16 protein-coding genes and 1 tRNA gene are annotated in these 18,097 nt (G+C 61.0%); 7 read left to right on the plus strand and 10 right to left on the minus strand.

What is annotated here, in order from left to right; translation table 11 throughout:
• Nucleotides 1-146: 146 nt before the first annotated feature.
• From QP305_RS08140 to QP305_RS08150, 3 genes are read right to left on the minus strand one after another with little or no spacing between them, the layout of a single operon-like run.
• Nucleotides 147-452 carry a hypothetical protein gene (locus tag QP305_RS08140; RefSeq protein WP_284904859.1) on the minus strand — a complete coding sequence of 102 codons (306 nt, stop codon included), beginning with the start codon at nt 450-452 and terminating at the stop codon, nt 147-149.
• Between the two features lie 39 nt (nt 453-491).
• A complete protein-coding gene (locus tag QP305_RS08145) occupies nt 492-815 on the minus strand; it encodes a hypothetical protein (protein ID WP_284904860.1) in 324 nt (107 codons plus the stop codon).
• A 16-nt stretch (nt 816-831) separates the two neighbouring features.
• On the minus strand, nt 832-1,164 hold the full coding sequence (locus QP305_RS08150; protein ID WP_284904861.1) for a hypothetical protein: 333 nt from the start codon (nt 1,162-1,164) through the stop codon (nt 832-834).
• A 286-nt stretch (nt 1,165-1,450) separates the two neighbouring features.
• On the opposite strand from QP305_RS08150, the gene QP305_RS08155 reads away from it, so the two are divergent.
• Nucleotides 1,451-2,275 carry a hypothetical protein gene (locus tag QP305_RS08155; RefSeq protein ID WP_284904862.1) on the plus strand — a complete coding sequence of 275 codons (825 nt, stop codon included), beginning with the start codon at nt 1,451-1,453 and terminating at the stop codon, nt 2,273-2,275.
• Here QP305_RS08155 and QP305_RS08160 read toward each other — a convergent pair.
• From QP305_RS08160 to QP305_RS08175, 4 genes are all read right to left on the minus strand, one after another.
• On the minus strand, nt 2,246-2,698 hold the full coding sequence (locus QP305_RS08160) for a DUF488 domain-containing protein (protein ID WP_284904863.1): 453 nt from the start codon (nt 2,696-2,698) through the stop codon (nt 2,246-2,248). The genes QP305_RS08155 and QP305_RS08160 overlap by 30 nt on opposite strands.
• Nucleotides 2,699-2,820: 122 nt before the next feature.
• Nucleotides 2,821-2,907, minus strand: a tRNA-Ser gene (locus QP305_RS08165).
• A 214-nt stretch (nt 2,908-3,121) separates the two neighbouring features.
• Nucleotides 3,122-4,099: a class 1b ribonucleoside-diphosphate reductase subunit beta gene (nrdF, locus tag QP305_RS08170; protein WP_016442136.1), complete on the minus strand. Its 978-nt coding sequence runs from the start codon at nt 4,097-4,099 to the stop codon at nt 3,122-3,124.
• Between the two features lie 120 nt (nt 4,100-4,219).
• Nucleotides 4,220-5,818 carry a trypsin-like serine peptidase gene (locus QP305_RS08175; protein WP_284904864.1) on the minus strand — a complete coding sequence of 533 codons (1,599 nt, stop codon included), beginning with the start codon at nt 5,816-5,818 and terminating at the stop codon, nt 4,220-4,222.
• Between the two features lie 252 nt (nt 5,819-6,070).
• Here QP305_RS08175 and QP305_RS08180 point away from each other — a divergent pair, with 252 nt between their 5' ends.
• Both QP305_RS08180 and QP305_RS08185 read left to right on the plus strand, forming a co-directional pair.
• On the plus strand, nt 6,071-6,313 hold the full coding sequence (locus tag QP305_RS08180) for a hypothetical protein (RefSeq protein ID WP_284904865.1): 243 nt from the start codon (nt 6,071-6,073) through the stop codon (nt 6,311-6,313).
• Between the two features lie 9 nt (nt 6,314-6,322).
• The gene (locus tag QP305_RS08185; RefSeq protein ID WP_284904866.1) at nt 6,323-9,511 is read left to right on the plus strand and encodes an SNF2-related protein; all 3,189 of its coding nucleotides are present in this window, start codon (nt 6,323-6,325) and stop codon (nt 9,509-9,511) included.
• Nucleotides 9,512-9,594: 83 nt separating this feature from the next.
• Here QP305_RS08185 and nrdE read toward each other — a convergent pair whose 3' ends face one another.
• Genes nrdE through nrdH form a run of 3 tightly spaced genes read right to left on the minus strand, consistent with a single transcriptional unit; the run spans nt 9,595 to nt 12,434 of the window.
• Nucleotides 9,595-11,748, minus strand: a complete 2,154-nt coding sequence (gene nrdE, locus QP305_RS08190) for a class 1b ribonucleoside-diphosphate reductase subunit alpha (RefSeq protein WP_284904867.1) — start codon at nt 11,746-11,748, stop codon at nt 9,595-9,597.
• Entirely contained in the window at nt 11,730-12,128 is a 399-nt protein-coding gene (gene nrdI, locus QP305_RS08195) for a class Ib ribonucleoside-diphosphate reductase assembly flavoprotein NrdI (protein WP_026429160.1), read from the minus strand. Before nrdI ends, nrdE begins: the two co-directional genes overlap by 19 nt.
• A gap of 42 nt (nt 12,129-12,170) precedes the next feature.
• Nucleotides 12,171-12,434, minus strand: coding sequence for a glutaredoxin-like protein NrdH (gene nrdH / locus QP305_RS08200; RefSeq protein ID WP_026429161.1), 264 nt, complete (start codon nt 12,432-12,434; stop codon nt 12,171-12,173).
• A 502-nt stretch (nt 12,435-12,936) separates the two neighbouring features.
• Here nrdH and QP305_RS08205 point away from each other — a divergent pair.
• The 4 genes from QP305_RS08205 (at nt 12,937) to QP305_RS08220 (ending at nt 17,893) form a co-directional block, all read left to right on the plus strand.
• Nucleotides 12,937-14,550, plus strand: coding sequence for an L-lactate permease (locus QP305_RS08205; RefSeq protein ID WP_284904868.1), 1,614 nt, complete (start codon nt 12,937-12,939; stop codon nt 14,548-14,550).
• Between the two features lie 93 nt (nt 14,551-14,643).
• Entirely contained in the window at nt 14,644-15,474 is an 831-nt protein-coding gene (locus QP305_RS08210) for a (Fe-S)-binding protein (RefSeq protein WP_284904869.1), read from the plus strand.
• Entirely contained in the window at nt 15,471-17,246 is a 1,776-nt protein-coding gene (locus QP305_RS08215; RefSeq protein ID WP_284904870.1) for a LutB/LldF family L-lactate oxidation iron-sulfur protein, read from the plus strand. Before QP305_RS08210 ends, QP305_RS08215 begins: the two co-directional genes overlap by 4 nt.
• Nucleotides 17,243-17,893, plus strand: a complete 651-nt coding sequence (locus tag QP305_RS08220) for a LutC/YkgG family protein (RefSeq protein WP_284904871.1) — start codon at nt 17,243-17,245, stop codon at nt 17,891-17,893. The genes QP305_RS08215 and QP305_RS08220 overlap by 4 nt, the downstream gene beginning before the upstream one ends.
• Nucleotides 17,894-18,097: the final 204 nt, after the last annotated feature.

An 18,097-nucleotide genomic window follows, 5' to 3' on the forward strand; every position in this document is an offset into this window, starting at 1 on the left:
CGCCGATACCGGCGCGGCCCCCAGGTTTTCTATGCTGTTAGCGACGGCTGAAAAGTAGCCCAATTTCTATGGCTGAAAGCTCTTCGATTACCTGTCACATTACCGGGGGCAGTCATATGACCAGCGGCATGGTATTGATCGGCAGACTAGACTCGCAGGGAGTAGCCGCCCTCTTCCAAATACCCATTCAAGATCTGTCGCGTAGTCTCATCAAACCAATCCCGGACTTCGTCGATAGCTGCGCCGATCAGCTCTTCTGGCATGGCACAACTTGAAATAACGCCCGAATGTACGGTGTAGATCAGATCCCAAACATCACAATCCACGCCTAAGCCGTGTCCCCAATGCCCTTTTTCACCAAAAAGGATATCTTGGTCGCCATATTTCTGGACGTACTCAGCAAGAAGCGCCACCTGCGACTCCTGAGGAGTTTCGTTTATTGGTAAAACCATATGCTTTCCTCGCTTTCCGGTCTTGCAAAGATGGGCTAGTTAGTCGGGCCAAACCCCCGGTTCCTCCGGCAAAGACAAATCCAACCCCCAATGATTCTTATTTTCGTGATACTCCAAAATATCGGTAGCCCACGAATCAAGAATTGGACGAATTTCATCCACCGCATCACACGCAAGCTTTGAAGGAATCTCAAATCCGTAAGCTTCCCCAAATTTTAAAGCGTCGATAACCGTCCACGGCGTGACAGGGCCCCACAACGCTCTTATAACGAGTTCATCCGGATGGTGCTTTTCAGATTTTTCCGTCACGTATTCAAGAAGGTGAATCACCGCTGGGAAACCGTCCAATTCATACGCAATCATCGGGGAACCTCCTAAGCTACTCGTCGCGGGGAATTTGAGGGACCCGCAAAGACGAACCAATCAACTCCAGCCGGTCATTCAGAACGCGGGAAGAAACATGATCCAATTGGCGGGAAATTTCGTAAATTGCGTCGCTCAGAAGATCTTCGGGTAATAGGACTCCCGAAAGATGAGCGGAGGACACAGTGTAGATCAGATCCCAAACGTCTCCCTCTTCACCGATACCGACCCCAAGGCCTTGGCCCTTCCCCGGACCGAAGAGAACTTCAGGGTCGCCATGCTCGCAAACGTATTTCGCAAGTTTCGTTACCGGACGGCAATATGGTTCACCACTTGCACTTCCAGCCACGATTTACCCTTACTTCTTTTACACCCACGGTGGGAAAGCCCCAATAAAAGCGATGCCTGAGCTTCGGTGGGCAGGATTCCGAGGACCTCAGTCACCTCTATGGATGAAAGGACCCGGTTTCCCAGTTCCGGTTTGCCTCGGCAACCCTACCCATCAAAGATCAGACCCGGCGTTCTTTGCGCTTGAGTCTAATCCACCAGCCCCGTGTAATCCATACCTCTCCCTAGCGGCAAGAAAATCTTGTAGCCTCTATTCACACCACCATCTTCGACGTGAAGGCGCGCCCATGGATATCAGCAAAGCAAGGGAACTGGACCAGCTAGGTCGAGAAATCGACGTTTTAGTCGTTGTTAAAACCGCTCCCATCCCCTCAGAAAAATACAAGGAAACCGTGTGCGTTGCCGGAGTCGCCCTCGATCCGCTTCGCTGGGTAAGGCTTTACCCTATCGCCTTCCGTTATCTTGACGGCACCGACCGCTTCAAGAAATATCAAACTATTCGAGTATCCGTCCGCGCACCTAACGATGATGACCGGGAAGAAAGCTTACGGGTCGAAAAGGATCCTCAACCGCAAGATGGGCCTATTACCGGGTGGGACGAGAGAGCTATCTACCTCGACCCTCTTCCTACCAAATCCCTCTGTGAACTACGGGCGGAAGCTATGAGAAATCCGGCCGCGCAATCCCTTGCGCTTATCACGCCCCGGGCAACACCTACGATTAAAGTATCGCTTCACCCGGGCTGGAATGAACAGCAGAAAGCTGCGCTGCGCAAATATAAAGACGAAGATATCTTCGGTAACAAGGGGCTCACGCTCGAAGCCCCGCGGTTTGTTGCACGGCTTGAATTCTATTGCAATTTTCCAAGTTGCTCGCGCCATTCCTTGACAATAACGGACTGGGAAGCGGTGGCGCTGCAACGCCATTGGCCACCAACGGCGTCAATCGAATACGCCCAGCAAGAATTCGAAAAGAAATTCATTAGAGAACGTGAAAAGCCCGGCGTTCCACTGCGGATTATTGTTGGCAACCAAGCCGCTCCGCACAAACGCCACAGCTTCCTGGTGTTGGGAATCTTTGGCTCAAGCCGCGAAACGCTCGGACTCTTCTAACACAGCGCGCGTTTCCTCAATCACGAGTTTTCGGTGGCACTGTAGGTGATTATCCTCGAAGCAGAGAACGAGGATTGTACCGTCATGTGCTAGGTCAGCAATCTCGTGGATGGCTACCCGCGCATCCGGAGTCGCGAGTACCTCGTTGCGGAAACGCGCGTGAGCGGCATGCGCTTCGGGAGTTCCAGGATGAGCGAAAGCTGCCCGATTATCCTTAGGATTACCGAGGGATCGCATATGAACATAGCGGGTTCCGGTAGATTCCACCGCTTGGCGCAGCCGCGTTTTAGAAAATCCTTTCTTGCGGCTGATGGGAGTAAGCCGAATATCAACAACGGTATGGACTCGGTTAGCTTCCAATGTATCGAGAAGATCACTGATAGTTTTCCCCTCGTAGCCCCAACCGAGAATAGTGGTGGCCATCGGTTGCACTCCTTCGTCTTACGTAGCCGGCCCGCACCCTAAAATCTCATGAAACTTCAGTTACACACAAGCACGATGGCCGCGAAACCACAGGTAAATCTATGGCACGATCCATCACAGAGCGGAGACGGAGGGATTCGAACCCTCGAGCCGCTATTGCGACTAACACCTTAGCAGGGTGCCACTTTCGGCCACTCAGTCACGTCTCCATGCTCACCGGGGAAGCCTGAGCTCACCCGTGCAAGCCTTACTAGCGTACACGCTCAGCGGGGCGTGGTGCCAGTTTTTTCGCGGCGGAATTGGTCACGCGGCGCCGCGCCGCATTGCGTGGCAGCGGACCGGCGCTATTACCGCCAGGCCGGCGCTGCGGCGTCGTACCGCACGCGCCACCGCGGGCCGCACCACCGCGAGCGCGCAAGCACGCTAGAAATCCCAGTCGTCGTCGGTAGTATCTTCCACTTCGCCGATAACGTACGAGGATCCCGAACCGGAGAAGAAATCGTGGTTCTCGTCCGCGTTCGGGGAAAGCGCCGCCAGGATCGCCGGATTGACGGCCGTCTGGTCCGGGTTGAACAGCGCTTCGTAACCGAGGTTCATGAGCGCCTTATTGGCGTTGTAGCGCAGGAATGCCTTGACGTCCTCCGTCAGGCCCATCTCATCGTAAAGGCTGGCGGTGTATTCTTCCTCGTTCTCGTAGAGGTCTTGGAGCAGCTCAAAGGTGTATTCCTTGAGTTCGGCCTTGCGTTCCTTGCTGGCCTTCTCCACCGCGCGCTGGTATTTGTAGCCGATGTAGTAGCCGTGCACGGCTTCGTCGCGAATAATGAGGCGGATGAGGTCCGCGGTATTGGTGAGCTTGGCGTGCGCGGACCAGTACATGGGCGCGTAGAAACCGGAGTAGAACAGGAAGGATTCCAGCATCGTGGAGGCAACCTTGCGCTTTTCCGGATCATCCCCGCGGTAGTAATCCAGCACGATCTGCGCCTTCTTCTGGAGGAATTCGTTATTTTCCGACCATTCGAAGGTTTCGTCGATCTCATCGGTGGAAATGAGTGTGGAGAAAATCGAGGAATACGACTTGGCGTGCACAGATTCCATGAAGGCGATATTGGTATACACCGCTTCCTCGTGCGGGGTGACCGCGTCCGGGATGAGCGAGACCGCGCCCACGGTGCCCTGAATGGTATCGAGCAAGGTCAGGCCGGTGAACACCCGGGTGGTCATGAGCTGTTCATGCGGCTTGAGAGTATTCCACGACTGAATATCGTTGGACAGCGGCACCTTTTCGGGCAACCAGAAATTCCCCGTGAGGCGGTCCCACACTTCAAGGTCCTTTTCGTCCTCGATGCGGTTCCAGTTAATGGCTTGCACAGAACTGACAAGTTTCAACTTCGGGGGGATCACAGTAGCTCCTCGTTAGCGCAGGTGATGCGGGATAGATGATGGATAGGAACGACGACGCCGCTCGCGCCGCCACACCCCGCCCATTCTAGACGGTTGAATCGGTAAGCGGTGCGAGCCAGGTCATGAGGTGCGCGGCTTGGGCTGGATACCTTGCTGGGAGATATCCGCATACTGCGTCGTCGTGCCATCGATATTGGTGACGGTGAGGGTGTCGTCGGCGATGCTCATCTTGGTCACGTTGGTGAATTCGAGGGGAAGATGCGGGTTGAGGTGCTCGGGGTGGCGCAGACCGAAGAGGCCCGGATCGTGCCAGAGGATAAGGGCGCCATCACGGCCGAGGGTGAGAATATCGGCCATGCCGGAGCCGTCCAGGTCCCCGGCCGCGAGAGTGCGGAGGTTACGTAAACGGCGATCACGCCCGCCCAGGAGCCGCACCGAACGGAAACTGCGCGCGGCATCTAATTGGGCGAGCTCGCCGGTTTCTTCCCCGGCCGCCGGCAGGACTTCCGCCCCGCTGCCGGCATCCAGGTAGAGCGCGACCGCCCCGGAGGGCCACACCGTGAAGGCATCCGCACGGTCGGGCTGGCCGCCCAGGTAGCCGAGGACTTCGTGGGCCGGATTGCCCGGTTCGAGGGTGGCATCCTCCAAGGTGATGCGGGCTTCTTCCAGCAGCTGCGCGATGAGGTTATCCATGGGCACGCCCACGGATTCGTCATCGGTATAACCCCCGCCGTCCTGCGCGCCGCCGGTGATCGCTACGATGGCCCATTCTCCGTTCTCGCCTTGCTGGAGCCAAGGCCCGCCGGAGACCCCGGTGGGCATCCCGGCGCATTCAATATGGAAGTAGTCCACCCCGTTTTCTGTGAACGCTTCGGTGGAATTGCGGCAGTGGCGCGGGTAGGCGGAGGTGTAGTTATCGGCCTCGAAAGATTCGGCCACCGGGTAGCCGATCACCTCAATATCGGGTTGTTCCGGGCTCACATCGGCAAGGGGCAGGCCGCCGGTCACGTCCTCGAGGAGGTTGCCGAAGCGGTCCGGGTCCGCGGTGAGGACGGCGGCGTCGTACCGATCCGCATCCTCATCATCGCTGTAATACGCATCGTTGATGACCACGGCGTCCGGGTCGATACGCCAAATGCCGTGGGGAATATAGGCGGTACCAGCAATAATGGAGAATTGCGGCACGAAGACAGTGGCGGCGTAGGCATCCCCGGGCCAGCAGTGCGCGGCGGAAAGAATCTGGGAACGCCCCGGGGTATCGAGAACCACGCCGGTGCAGCCGCGGATCACCTGGGTTGTGCCGGGAACCACGTGGAAGAAGGTGCCCACCTGCGGGATTCCCGGGAAGTTGTAGCCCGCCCCGGGCAGGCCCTCCCCCAGCTCCACATCGCTGACCTTCGGGTCCTCATTGAGGGCGGCATTGAGGGAATCGGGAAGTCCGGCACCGCGGTGGTAGGCGGCGGCCAGGACCCGGCCGTCTACGATGCCAGAGTCGTCAAATTCAGCATCGAGATCGCGGTGATTGGCATCGTCGTCCCAGACGATGGCCACGGCGTCGTCGCCAAAATTATCGTAAGTAACCGGGCGCGGAACCGGAGCGGCGAGTACCGGGGCTGTGACCAGCGCGCAAGCGCCCAGCAGCCCGGTGAGCATAGCCAGCGTGAGCAGCGCTCCGAGTAACACCGCCAGGGTGCCCGCGTGACGATACCGATTCCTCACCTGCTCCGCCTTCTTTCTCCGCGGGGTGGCTCCGCGGAAGTGGCACCTATCCTACCGCGCCGGCCTGGAGGTGATGCGGCTGGTTCGCCAGCGCGATATGCACATAACTAGTAGAGTGGTGAACTACCTGGCCGCCTGCCGGCCGGTCCACCATCGCGCGCGGGCGCGCCCCTTGTGCGGAAGCGTGTGGAATCGCGCGGAGTTACGCACAGCCACGCCGAGCCGCGCGAAATGACGCAGAATGGAGCACCTATGCTGTGGCAAAATATCCTGGCTATTCTTTCCGTTCTTGCCGGTCCGCTGCTGTACCTGACCGGCGCGGTAGTCATTGCGGTGGTTGGTATTGCGCTGGCGCGTTTCCTCGGGGCGCTCACGCGCCTGGCGAATGCCCGGGCGGAGAAGCTGGAACACACGGAGCACACGGAAAACCCGGTGCACACAGAGAATTCTGAGCTCCAGGATCCCGGACTTTCCTCATCCCCGGATGCGTCTTAAACTTAAAGGATGGCTGTCTCACTGAGTTCAAAGATTGCGGCGCTAACCTCGGATGACTACGAGGTTTATTTCTCACCGCAAACCCGCGCGCGTGCGGAACGTTACGCGGAGGATGGCCATGTACTTGATATCTCCGAGGATTCCGAGGGGATTACGGCCCACGTACTCGGCAATGGGCATACCTACCAGGTCGTTATCGAAGATACTGACCCACTCATGGCCTATTGCTCCTGCCCGGTGGCTCAATACTGTAAACATATCCTCGCAACCCTGCTGATATGCGCAGAAAACAGCGCCGATAGATCCTGGCGCACACTGCTGACGCGGGTATTACATCAGGCACAGGCCACCCCGAAAACGCGGGGCCTCGGGCTTATTCTCGGCCGTAATTCGGAAAACGGGAAAATTACGGGGATGCTGTATCCCGCGCAGCGCAACCTCAACGGCGAATGGTCGCGGCGGAGTACCGCGTGGTCCACTATCGCGCCGCGATACGGCTCCCGCGCCAATACTGATGGCTTTGACCCGCTCCAGCTCAGTGCGCTCCGGAACTTGTACGAGGCAGCCCGGCGGAATCCCTATTCCAACCCGAATATTTCGCTCCGGGACCTCGGCACTGCCGCTATGGCGTACCTGCGTAACGTCCACGATGCCGGCGTTGAGCTTTATTGCGGTGATGTTGATCAGCCCTTGCGCCTGGCTCATGACCCCTGGGGTGTGCAGTTGAGCCTTTCCGCCCGCGAACCTGATAGCGATGACCTGCTTTTGCGGGTGCTTCCAGAAACTCCGAACGGCACACCCGCCGAAGTTCTTGCGGGCACCACCCCGCCTCTCGCCCTCAGTTACGAGAACGGTGCTTATATCCTGGGCCGCCTGCGTTCCACTATCCCCGATTATCTTTTCCAAGCCGCGGAAGATGCCCATCCTCTCACCATCCCGGCGGCGGATGTTCCTGTTTTTGAACTCAATCTTCTTCCGGAACTCCCGGAGGATATCCCCGTTGTTTCCCCCGACGGCGCGTTCACGCCACACCGCTTCGCCGAACCGAATCTCCACGCGCTTATTCGCCGCCCTTCCGCTGAGGACGGCGCGCGCTATCGGCACAGCACTTTCCTCCTGGAGTGGTACCTGGGGCGGCGCATGCTGCCGGCCGATGGCAGTGAGAACCCCGCCGAATCCGAAGACTCGGAGAGCACATCCCTCTATACGGAACTGACGGTGCACCGTCTCCTGCATGAGGCGCCTCGGGAACAGCTCACCGCGGTGCGTGAAATCTGGACGAAGGCCACGGGGATGCCACCGCTTGACCTTCTAACAACCCAAAGTTTGGATCTCAGCACCTATCAGACCCTGCGCGAAGTCGTTATTCCGGCCTGGCGCGAGGCAGGTATCACCACTACCGTCATGGAGGATGCCAATCTCACTATCGTGACCGACACCCCGGTGTTGAGCACCAGCGTGAGCGAGGAGAACGACTGGCTTGACCTCAATATCACCGTCGACGTCGGCGAGCACCAAATACCGCTCAACGTGCTCTACGAGGCACTGACCAGCGGGCACGACCACCTCATCCTCGGCGATGTGCTGATCCCGCTGGGCAGCGACTTCGATGCGCTGCGCCAGCTTTTGTACGACGCCGCAGCTCTGGGCACCGTCACCCCCGAGAGCATCTCCGTGCCCCGAGCACGTGCCCACGCTCTGGATCTTTCCGCGCTGGCCAATCCGCAGGCGCTCACCGATGCTCTCACCCAGCTTGATCACCTGGGCGAGCCGGTTCCGGTTCCCGAAACGTTCCAGGGCACCCTGCGCTCCTATCAGGAAGCCGGCTATTCCTGGCTCACTCACCTGGCGCGCGCTCATTACGGCGGGATCTTGGCCGATGATATGGGCCTGGGCAAAACCGCGCAGATGCTCGCCATGATCAGCGGCGCACGCGCCGAGGGCAAGTTGGAAGGCCCGGTGCTCGTGGTGGCTCCCACCTCCGTGGTGCCGGTGTGGCGCAGCGAAGCGGAGCGCTTCACCCCGGAGCTGCGGGTACACACCATCACCGGCTCGGGTAAACGCCGTTCACTAGCCCTGGCAAATATTGCCGCGAGCGCGGATATTGTGGTGACCTCCTATACCCTGCTGCGCCTGGAGCGCGCGGAGTACGCGAAGGTTGATTGGGGTGGGGTTATCCTCGATGAGGCCCAGGCGGTGAAGAACCCCAGCACGGTGGGCTATCGCGCCGTCGCCGCGCTCACCCGCCCCTGGACCTTCGCGGTTACGGGCACCCCGGTGGAAAATAGTCTCTCGGATTTGGCGGCGCTGCTGGCCCTCACCAGCCCCGGTCTGCTCCCCGGGCACGCGCGTTTTATCGAGCAGTTCCAGAACCCCATTGAGAAATTTAATGACGAGGAGGCTGCCGCGCTGCTCACGCGCCTGGTGCGGCCCTTTATGTTACGACGCCGCAAAGCCGAGGTGGCCAAGGACCTTCCCGCCCGCACCGTGACCGAGCTGAGTGTTCCCCTCGCGCCCGCCCACGCGCAGCGCTATCGCAAGCAGCTGGAACGCGAGCGCCAGGAAATCCTCGGGCTTATCGATGATCCGAATGCCAATCGCATTTCGATTCTTGCTTCCCTCACCCGGCTGCGGCGCATGGCTATCGACCCGGGCCTGGTGGACGGGCGGATTACCACCCCGCCGGCGAAAACCAATCTGCTCCTTGAGCACCTCCAGCAGATTATCCCGGAGGGCCACCGGGCCCTGGTGTTCTCCCAATTCACCACCTATCTGGAGCGTATTGCCCACCAGCTGGATCGGGAGGGTATTACCTATAGCTACCTGGATGGTTCCACCCGGGACCGCGCCGGCGCGATTGCGGCGTTCCGCGATGGCAGCGCCCCGGTGTTCCTCATTTCCCTCAAGGCGGGCGGCACCGGGCTTACCCTCACGGAAGCGGATTACGTATACATTATGGATCCGTGGTGGAATCCGGCCGCCGAAGAGCAGGCCATTGACCGGGCCCATCGTATTGGCCAGGATAAGCCGGTCACCGTCTACCGGCTGGCCTCGGCGGATACCATCGAGGAGAAAGTCATCGCCCTGCAGGCGCGCAAGCGCGAGCTGGCCGGCCTGGTTGATGAGGCGGCCCGCGGGCCCATCTCAGGGGCGGATATCCGCTCCCTTCTCGAGCTCACCGGGCCGGAAGGCCGCTAGCTGCGCCGTCGTACCGTACAAAGCGGGCCGGTCACGTTTCCACGCAACCGGCCCACCTCACGCAAGTAAACACCGCATACCTACTACAGCATGCAGGAGACGCAGCCTTCCACTTCGGTGCCCTGGAGGGCGGCCTGGCGGATACGCATGTAGTAGAGCGTCTTGATGCCCTTGCGCCACGCGTAAATGTAATTGCGGTTCACATCGCGCGTGGTCACGGTGTCCGGGTAGAACAGCGTGAGGGAAAGCCCCTGGTCCACGTGCTGGGTGGCCACCGCGTAGGTGTCGATGATCTTCTGCGGGCCGATTTCGTAGGCATCCTGGAAGTATTCCAGGTTGTCATTGGTCATGTACGGCGCCGGGTAGTACACCCGCCCGATCTTGCCTTCCTTGCGGATCTCGATCTTAGACACGATCGGGTGGATCGAGGAGGTGGAGTGGTTGATATAGGAGATGGAACCGGTGGGCGGAACCGCCTGGAGGTTCTGGTTGTACATCCCGTATTCGGCCACGTCCGCGGCCAGCTGCGCCCAATCTTCCCGGGTGGGGATGTGATGCGCGGCGAAAAGTTCGCGCACCCGCTCGGTTTGCGGGACCCATTCCTGCTCGAGGTACTTCGTGAAGTAAGCACCGTTTGCATAAGTGGAATCCTCGAAGCCGTCAAAGCGCTCCCCGCGTTCCTTCGCCAGCAGCATGGAGGAACGGATCGCGTGATAGGCCACCGTGTAGAAGTACATATTGGTGAAGTCGAGGGCTTCCTCGCTCCCGTAGAAGATCCGCTCGCGACCCAGGTAGCCGTGCAGGTTCATCTGCCCCAGCCCGATAGCGTGGGACATCTCGTTCCCGCGCTTGACCGAGGGCACCGAATCAATGCTGGTCTGGTCCGATACGGCCGTGAGGGCCCGCACCGCGATCTCCACCGTTTTGCCCAGGTCCTCCGAATCCATGGCCTTGGCGATATTGAGGGAGCCGAGGTTGCAGGAAATATCCTTACCCACGTGCTTGTAGGAAAGATCAGCATTGTATTCGGACGCCTCGGATACCTGGAGGATTTCCGAGCACAGGTTGGACATGGTAATCCGGCCCTTAATCGGGTTGGTGTTGTTAACGGTGTCCTCGTACACGATGTAGGGGTAGCCGGATTCGAACTGGATTTCCGCGAGGGTCTGGAAGAACTGGCGCGCGTCGATCTTCGTCTTCTTAATGCGCTTGTCATCAACCATTTCGCGGTACTTTTCACTCACCGAGATCTCGGTGAGCGGCTTGCCGTAGACCCGCTCCACATCGTAGGGGGAGAAGAGGTACATCGGCTCGCGATTCTTGGCCAGCTCGAAGGTAATATCCGGGATCACCACGCCCAGGGAAAGAGTCTTAATCCGGATCTTTTCGTCCGCGTTTTCGCGCTTGGTATCAAGGAAACGCATAATATCCGGGTGGTGGGCGTGCAGGTACACGGCCCCCGCGCCCTGGCGCGCCCCCAGCTGGTTCGCGTAGGAGAAGGAATCCTCCAGCAGCTTCATAACCGGGTTCACCCCGGAGGACTGGTTTTGAATGCGCTTAATCGGGGCACCCTGCTCGCGCAGATTGGTGAGGTTGAGCGCCACCCCGCCCCCGCGCTTGGAAAGCTGGAGCGCGGAGTTAATCGCGCGGGCGATGGATTCCATATTGTCTTCCACCCGCAGCAGGAAGCAGGAGACCAGTTCCCCGCGGGCCTGCTTGCCGGCATTGAGGAAGGTGGGGGTGGCCGGCTGGAACCGCCCACTGATCATTTCTTCCATGAGGTTGGTGGCCAGCGCGGTATCCCCATCGGCCAGCGCGAGGGCCACGATGCAGACCCGATCCTCGAAACGCTCCAGGTAGCGGGTGCCATCCCAGGTTTTCAGGGTGTAGGAGGTGTAGTACTTGAAGGCCCCCATGAAGGTGGGGAAGCGGAACTTATGCGCGTAGGCCTTCTTGTAGAGCTCCTTAATAAAAGCCATATCGTAGGCGTCGATCACGCGCTTTTCGTAATAGCCTTCGCGCACGAGGTACTCCAGCTTTTCTTCCAGATCGTGGAAGAACACGGTGTTCTTATTGACGTGCTGGAGGAAGTACTGCCGCACGGCTTCGTGATCCTTCTCGAATTGGATCTTGCCGTCCGCGTCGTACAAATTGAGCTCGGCATTGAGCGAGTGGTAATCCACGAGCGAATCACCCAGGTTTTCCGAACCGGTATCCGTTAGTGTTGCGTTGCCCAAAACTGTTCCAAACCTTCCTTAACCGTGGCAACGTCCGTAGGCGTGCCGAGCAGTTCAAAGCGATACATCATGGGGACGCCGCATTTTTCGGCGATAACATCCCCGGCGAGTCCGTAAACATCGCCAAAATTGGTATTTCCTCCGGCGATCACCCCGCGGATGAGAGCACGGTTGTGTTCGTTATTGAGGAATTTGATGACGGGGCGCGGCACGGCGCCGCGATGGTTCCCGCCACCGTAGGTGGGGCAAATAAGCACGTAGGGTTCATCCACCACGGGCGTTTCGCCGTGGATGGGGATCCGCACGGCATCGTAGCCGAGCTTTTCCACGAACCGGTGCGTGTTATTTGTTTGAGAAGAAAAATAGACGATACGTGCCATCGGTTCTTTCCTCAGCGGGCGGCACGCGGCCGCACCGCCAGCTTAGGCAGTCACCAGGGTGGGTTCCGCGGTGGCCTGCGCGCCGGCCTTGAGCGCCTTGATTTCATCGGGGCGGTAGCCGGACCAGTGATGACCGTTCGCGAAAACCACGGGCGCCGACTGGTACCCGAGGGCCTTCACCGCGGCAAGGGCCTCCGCATCCTGGGTGAGATCCACGAGCTCGTACTCCAGCCCCGCCTTATCGAGCGCGCGCTTGGTGGCATTGCACTGCACGCACGCGGGCTTGGTGTAGACGGTAATGCTCATGGGGTCTCCTCGGATTCGGATTGTCACGCTGTGTGCGTGGTGGAACGACTACAAGGCTAAACACTACACCTAGTGGCACCTAGAACAAAAGACCACTAGAACTTGTGGTTTTTACGACGACGCCGCCACTCCTGCTTTGCGCCTATTTACGCGGTTTTAGGACTTTGGACCCGCGCTTTGTGAAGCCGGTAACCACGCCGCTCGGCGTGTCATGCGGGGCGGGCCGCGGTGGGCCACGCGCGGGCCAGCTACATATCTAGGCACCCGCCCAATGCGCCGGATCATTTAGCACATTTACTAAATTTCCGCCAGAGTAAGGAGTCCCTTACCCGCCCTTTTGTAACCAACCTCACGCTAATTTTGGCGCTCTCAATTTTTATCTTGTGACCTACGTCCGTACGATTCTAATCAGACTTAAGCGGATTCGGATTCGACCGCCGTGACCAACGCTGCTCACCGACCCGTATCCGAGCCGACCTCGTGCGATGAAAAGGAGAACATCGTGGAAGCCTTTACACAAACCGCCGCGCCACTGGGGAGTCTCACCCTCTCCGCCCTCGTGGCCCTCCTGCCGCTCCTCACGGTGTTCTTCCTGCTGGGCGTTGTGCATATGAAAGCGCACTGGGCGGGGGTATGCGGCGTCGTCGTTGCGCTTGCGGTAGCGATTTTCGCTTTCCGTATGCCCGCCGGAATGGCGGTTTCCGCCGGCCTGGAAGGCGCCGTTTTCGGGATCTTCCCCATTACCTGGATCGTTCTCACCGCGATCATCCTGTTCGAGCTCACGGTGGCCTCCGGGCATCACGACACCCTCATGCAGGCCTTCGCGCGGCTCTCCCCCGATCCGCGTGCCCTGGGCATTTTCATCGCTTTTAGTTTCTGTGCCCTCCTCGAAGCACTGGCCGGTTTCGGGGCGCCGGTGGCGATCTGCGGCGTTATGCTCCTCGCCCTCGGCTTCGCGCCCTGGAAGGCGGCGCTCACGGTGCTGGTGGGCAATACCTTCGCGGTGCCCTACGGGGCGATGGCCACGCCCGTGCTCACCGGCGCGAACCTCACCGGCATCGATGCCGCTACTCTCTCCGCCCAGATCAGCGAACAAACCAGCGTGCTCGTCTGGCTCATCCCCTTCGCGCTGCTCCTCATTATGGACGGCTGGCGCGGCCTGGCGCAGGTGTGGCCCCTGGCCCTGGCGGTGGGCGCCTCCTACGCGCTGAGCACCTGGCTCGCCGCCCGCACCCTGGCCCCCGGCCTGGTCAATATGGTTCCCGCCCTGGTGAGCCTGGCGGTCGGCATCGCGCTGCTGCGCATCTGGCAACCGCGCGGGAGCCGCGCCGCGGCCGAACGCCTCACCGGCGCCGCGCCCCAACCGGCCACCGAGCGCATTCGCCCCGCGGCTCTGGCCTGGGCCATCTTCCCCTACGTGCTTATCGTGGCCGTTTTCGTGACCACCCAGATGGTGCCGGCAATCCGCAGCGCCCTCGCGGCCACAAACGTGACCATCCACTGGCCGGCCCTGTGGGCCGGGGGTGAGAATCTGGTGCGCGCCGCCGATGGCACGCCCGCCGCCTCCACCACCTACACCTTCGCCTGGCTGAGCTCCCCGGGCACTCTGCTGCTCCTGACCGCGCTGGTGTTGGCCGCCTGCTACCGGATGCGCCCGGGCGCGGTAGCGCGCCTCATGTTCGCCCAGGTCTACAAGCTGCGCTGGACCTTCCTCACCATCGGTTCGGTGCTCGCCCTCGCCTACGTTATGAACCTTTCCGGGCAGACCCTCACCATCGGCACCTGGATTGCCGGTGCCGGCTCCGTCTTCCCCTTCCTCGCCCCGATTCTGGGGTGGATCGGCACCGCGGTGACCGGTTCGGGAACCTCAACGACGGCGCTCTTTGCCAATCTGCAGCACACCGCCGCCACCCAAATCGGGGCGGATCCGGGGCTGCTGGTGGCCTGCAATACCGTGGGTGGGGCCGTGGGCAAGATGATCAGCCCCCAAACTCTGGCGATTGCCACCGGCGGGGTGGATATGGTCGGCGAAGAATCCGTGCTGCTGCGCAAGTCCCTGCCCTGGGCCTGCGGCCTGCTCATCCTGCTGTGCCTGCTGGTTGGGTTCCTCGCCTAAATACTTCCGCCCTGCCAGAGGTCCGCGGCTGGCCGGGCACAGCGCCGCGCAGCGGCGGCGTCGTCGTAATAACAACGAAAGAAAAGAGTTGATATGACCCTCATTCCCGGGCCGGAACCGCGCAAGAAAGTTGCGGTTTTCGCCACCTGTATTAACGAGGTGATGTTCCCGAATACCGTGAATAACACCGCGGTGCTGCTCGAGCGGCTCGGGTGTGACGTGGAGTTCCCGCGCGCCCAAACGTGCTGCGGGCAGATGTTCACGAATACCGGGTATTTTGACCGGGCGCTGCCGAGCGTGCGGGCCTTCCTCGAAGCTTTTGAAGAATACGACTACATCGTGGGGCCCTCCGGATCCTGCGTCGGTTCGGTACGCGAACAGCATGAGATGCTGGCCCTCGATGCCGGCGAGGATGAGCTGGCGCGGCGCGTCCACGAAGTGCAGAAACGGGTCTACGACATCAGCGAGTTCATCGTGGACGTGCTGGGGACCGTGGATGTGGGCGCGTACTTCCCGCACACCGTCACCTATCACGCCTCGTGCCATTCGCTGCGGGTGGCCGAGGTGGGCGACCGGCCCATTCGGCTGCTGCAAGCGGTGCGCGGGCTGGAATATATTCCGCTCGAAGATATGCGCCAGTGCTGCGGTTTCGGGGGCACGTTCTCCGTGAAGAATTCGGATGTGTCCATTGCGCTGGGGCGGGATAAAGCCCGCCACGTGATCGAAACCGGGGCGGAATACGTGGCCAGCCTCGATAATGCCTGCCTCATGAACTTCGGCGGGATTCTGCACCGCGAGAAGAAACCCGTCCGCCCCATTCACATGGTCAATTTGCTGGTGCAAACCGCGCCGGTTGGCGCCGGCGCCGTGCCGGGTGCCGCCGGCGCCGTGGCCGCAACCACCCCCGCCGGGAGGATCGCATGAAAACCTTGAAATTGGAACGCCTCACCCCGGCCCCGCCCGAAGGGGATCTGCTCGATTCCCCGGCCTTCCCCAAGGCCGCGGTGCGCGAGCTGGGCAACGAAACGCAGGCGAAGAATCTCCATCACGCCACCCACACGATTCGCGCGAAACGCCAGGCGGTGGTGAGCGAGCTGGATAATTGGCAGGATATTCGCCAGGCCGGGGCCGATATTAAGAACCGGGTGGGCCGCCACCTCGATCATTATCTGGCGGAGTTCGAAAAGAACGCCACCGCCGCCGGGGCGCATGTGCACTGGGCGCGCGATGCGGAGGAAGCCAACCGGATCGTGATTGACCTGGTGCGTGCCACCGGGGAAAGCGAAGTCACCAAGGTCAAGTCCATGGTCAGCCAGGAAATTGACCTGAACGAACACCTGGAAGAAGCCCGGATCGCGGCCTGGGAAACGGATTTGGCCGAGCTTATTGTGCAGCTCGGGCACGACCGGCCCAGCCATATTCTGGTGCCCGCGATTCACCGTAATCGCAGCGAGGTGCGCGAGATCTTCCTGCGGGAAATGGGCCAGTACGGCACGCCCTGCCCGCCCGATGTGACCGATGAGCCGGCCGAGTTGGCCGCCGCGGCCCGCGTGCACCTGCGCGAAAAGTTCATGCGCACCAAGGTGGGGATTTCCGGTGCGAATTTCGCGATTGCGGAAACCGGTTCCCTGGTGGTGGTGGAATCCGAAGGCAATGGCCGCATGAACCTCACCCTGCCGGAAACCCTCATCTCCGTGGTGGGTATCGAGAAGATTCTCCCCACGTTCCAGGATCTTGAGGTGTTCTTGCAGCTGCTGCCGCGTTCTTCCACCGGCGAGCGCATGGCCCCCTACGGGACCATTTGGACGGGTGCCCGCGAAGGTGACGGCCCGCGCGATGTTCATATTATTTTGCTGGATAACGGGCGTACCAAGGTGCTCTCTGACCCGATCGGGCGCGCGGCGCTGCGCTGCATTCGCTGCTCGGCCTGCCTGAATATTTGCCCCGTGTATGAGAAGGTGGGCGGGCACGCCTACGGCTCGGTCTACCCCGGGCCCATCGGCGCGATCCTCAACCCGCAGATCCGCGGCCTGGAATCGGTGGTGGATCGCTCCCTGCCCTTCGCTTCCACCCTGTGCGGGGCTTGCAATGAAGTGTGCCCGGTGAAAATTCCGATCTCGAATATCCTCGTGCACCTGCGCCGCAAAGCTGTGGATAAGAAACGCGCGGAGGCCGGGCTGCGCCCGCACGTGGAGCCGATCCTCATGGCCGGCGGCGGCTGGGTCATGGGCAAGGGCTGGCGCCTGGGCGCCGCGGCGCGCATGGCCAGCGTGGGCGGGCGCGTGATGGGCCTGTTCATGCATCACATCGGGAATTGGCATATTCCCGGCGTGCATCGCTGGACGCGGGCCCGCGACGTCCCGATGCTGCCCAAGCGCAGCGCCCGCGCCACCTTCGCACGGCGCAAGAAACGCGAAGCGCGGCAGCTCAAGCGCATGCAGAAGGAGGTACAGAAGAAGTTGCAGGGTCAGCTCGGTTGCGACCCGAGTGTGATCGACGGCGCAGCCAATTCGCCAACTACCCCTCAGCAGTTACCGCAGCTTCCGCACGGTGCCGCACAGCTTCCACCAGCGGCGGGGCAGAGCGCGCCGGGGCAGAACACGCCGGCGAATGCTCCGCAACTGTCGCAGCTGCCGCCGAACCCGACCTGCGCACCTGATATTTTCGGCCGCCCGACCACTGAGGAGCTGTCATGACCTCGGCACGTGATGAGATTTTCGCGCGGATTCGCTCCGCACTCGGCGATGTGCCCAGCCAGGATCCGGAAGAATCCGCGATCAGCTGGGAGTACAACCAGCCCACCGCCATCGAGGGCGACATCGTGGATTATTTCCTCGAGCTCGTGGCCGATTACAAGGCCGAGGTGGAGCGGGTGGAACCGGTAGCGGTCCCGGCGGCTATCGTCGCGCACCTGCACGCGATTGGCGCGCGCTCCGTGGTGCTTCCCGCGGGGCTGGATTCCGCGTGGCGCGCGGCTATTGCGGCGGATGGTTTCCAGATATACGACGACGATAACCTGACCGCCCGCCAACTCAACGAGATTGATGCGGTGGTGACGGCCGCCGCTGTCGGGGTGGCCAATACCGGCACGTTCGCCATGGACCATCGCGCTGACCAGGGCCGGCGGGCGCTCACTCTGGTACCCGATGCGCATGTGTGCATACTGCGTGCCGACCAGGTTGTTTCCAATACTCCCGAGGCGATGACTCGGCTCCAGGATTCGGTACGCGATGGCCAGCCGATTACTTTCGTGGCCGGGCCGTCCGCCACCTCGGATATCGAGCTGAGCCGCGTGGAGGGCGTGCACGGCCCGCGCCAGCTGCACGTGCTGGTCGCCGGCTAAGCAGGCGGCACTGCCCGCCAACACGGCGGCCGGGTGGCGGCGAGCGGTGCACCGCGCCGCCACCCGCAAGCCGTCAGCGCTACGCCGCCATCAGCGCGGGTGCCCATCAGTGCAGGTACCTATCAGTGGAGGCACCCATGAGCACGACGCGGCCACCCGCACACCAGGGCCCGGCCGGGATCACAATCCCGACCGGGCCCTGCG

It is taken from the genome of Actinotignum timonense, assembly GCF_030216305.1.
GTDB lineage: Bacteria > Actinomycetota > Actinomycetes > Actinomycetales > Actinomycetaceae > Actinotignum > Actinotignum timonense_A.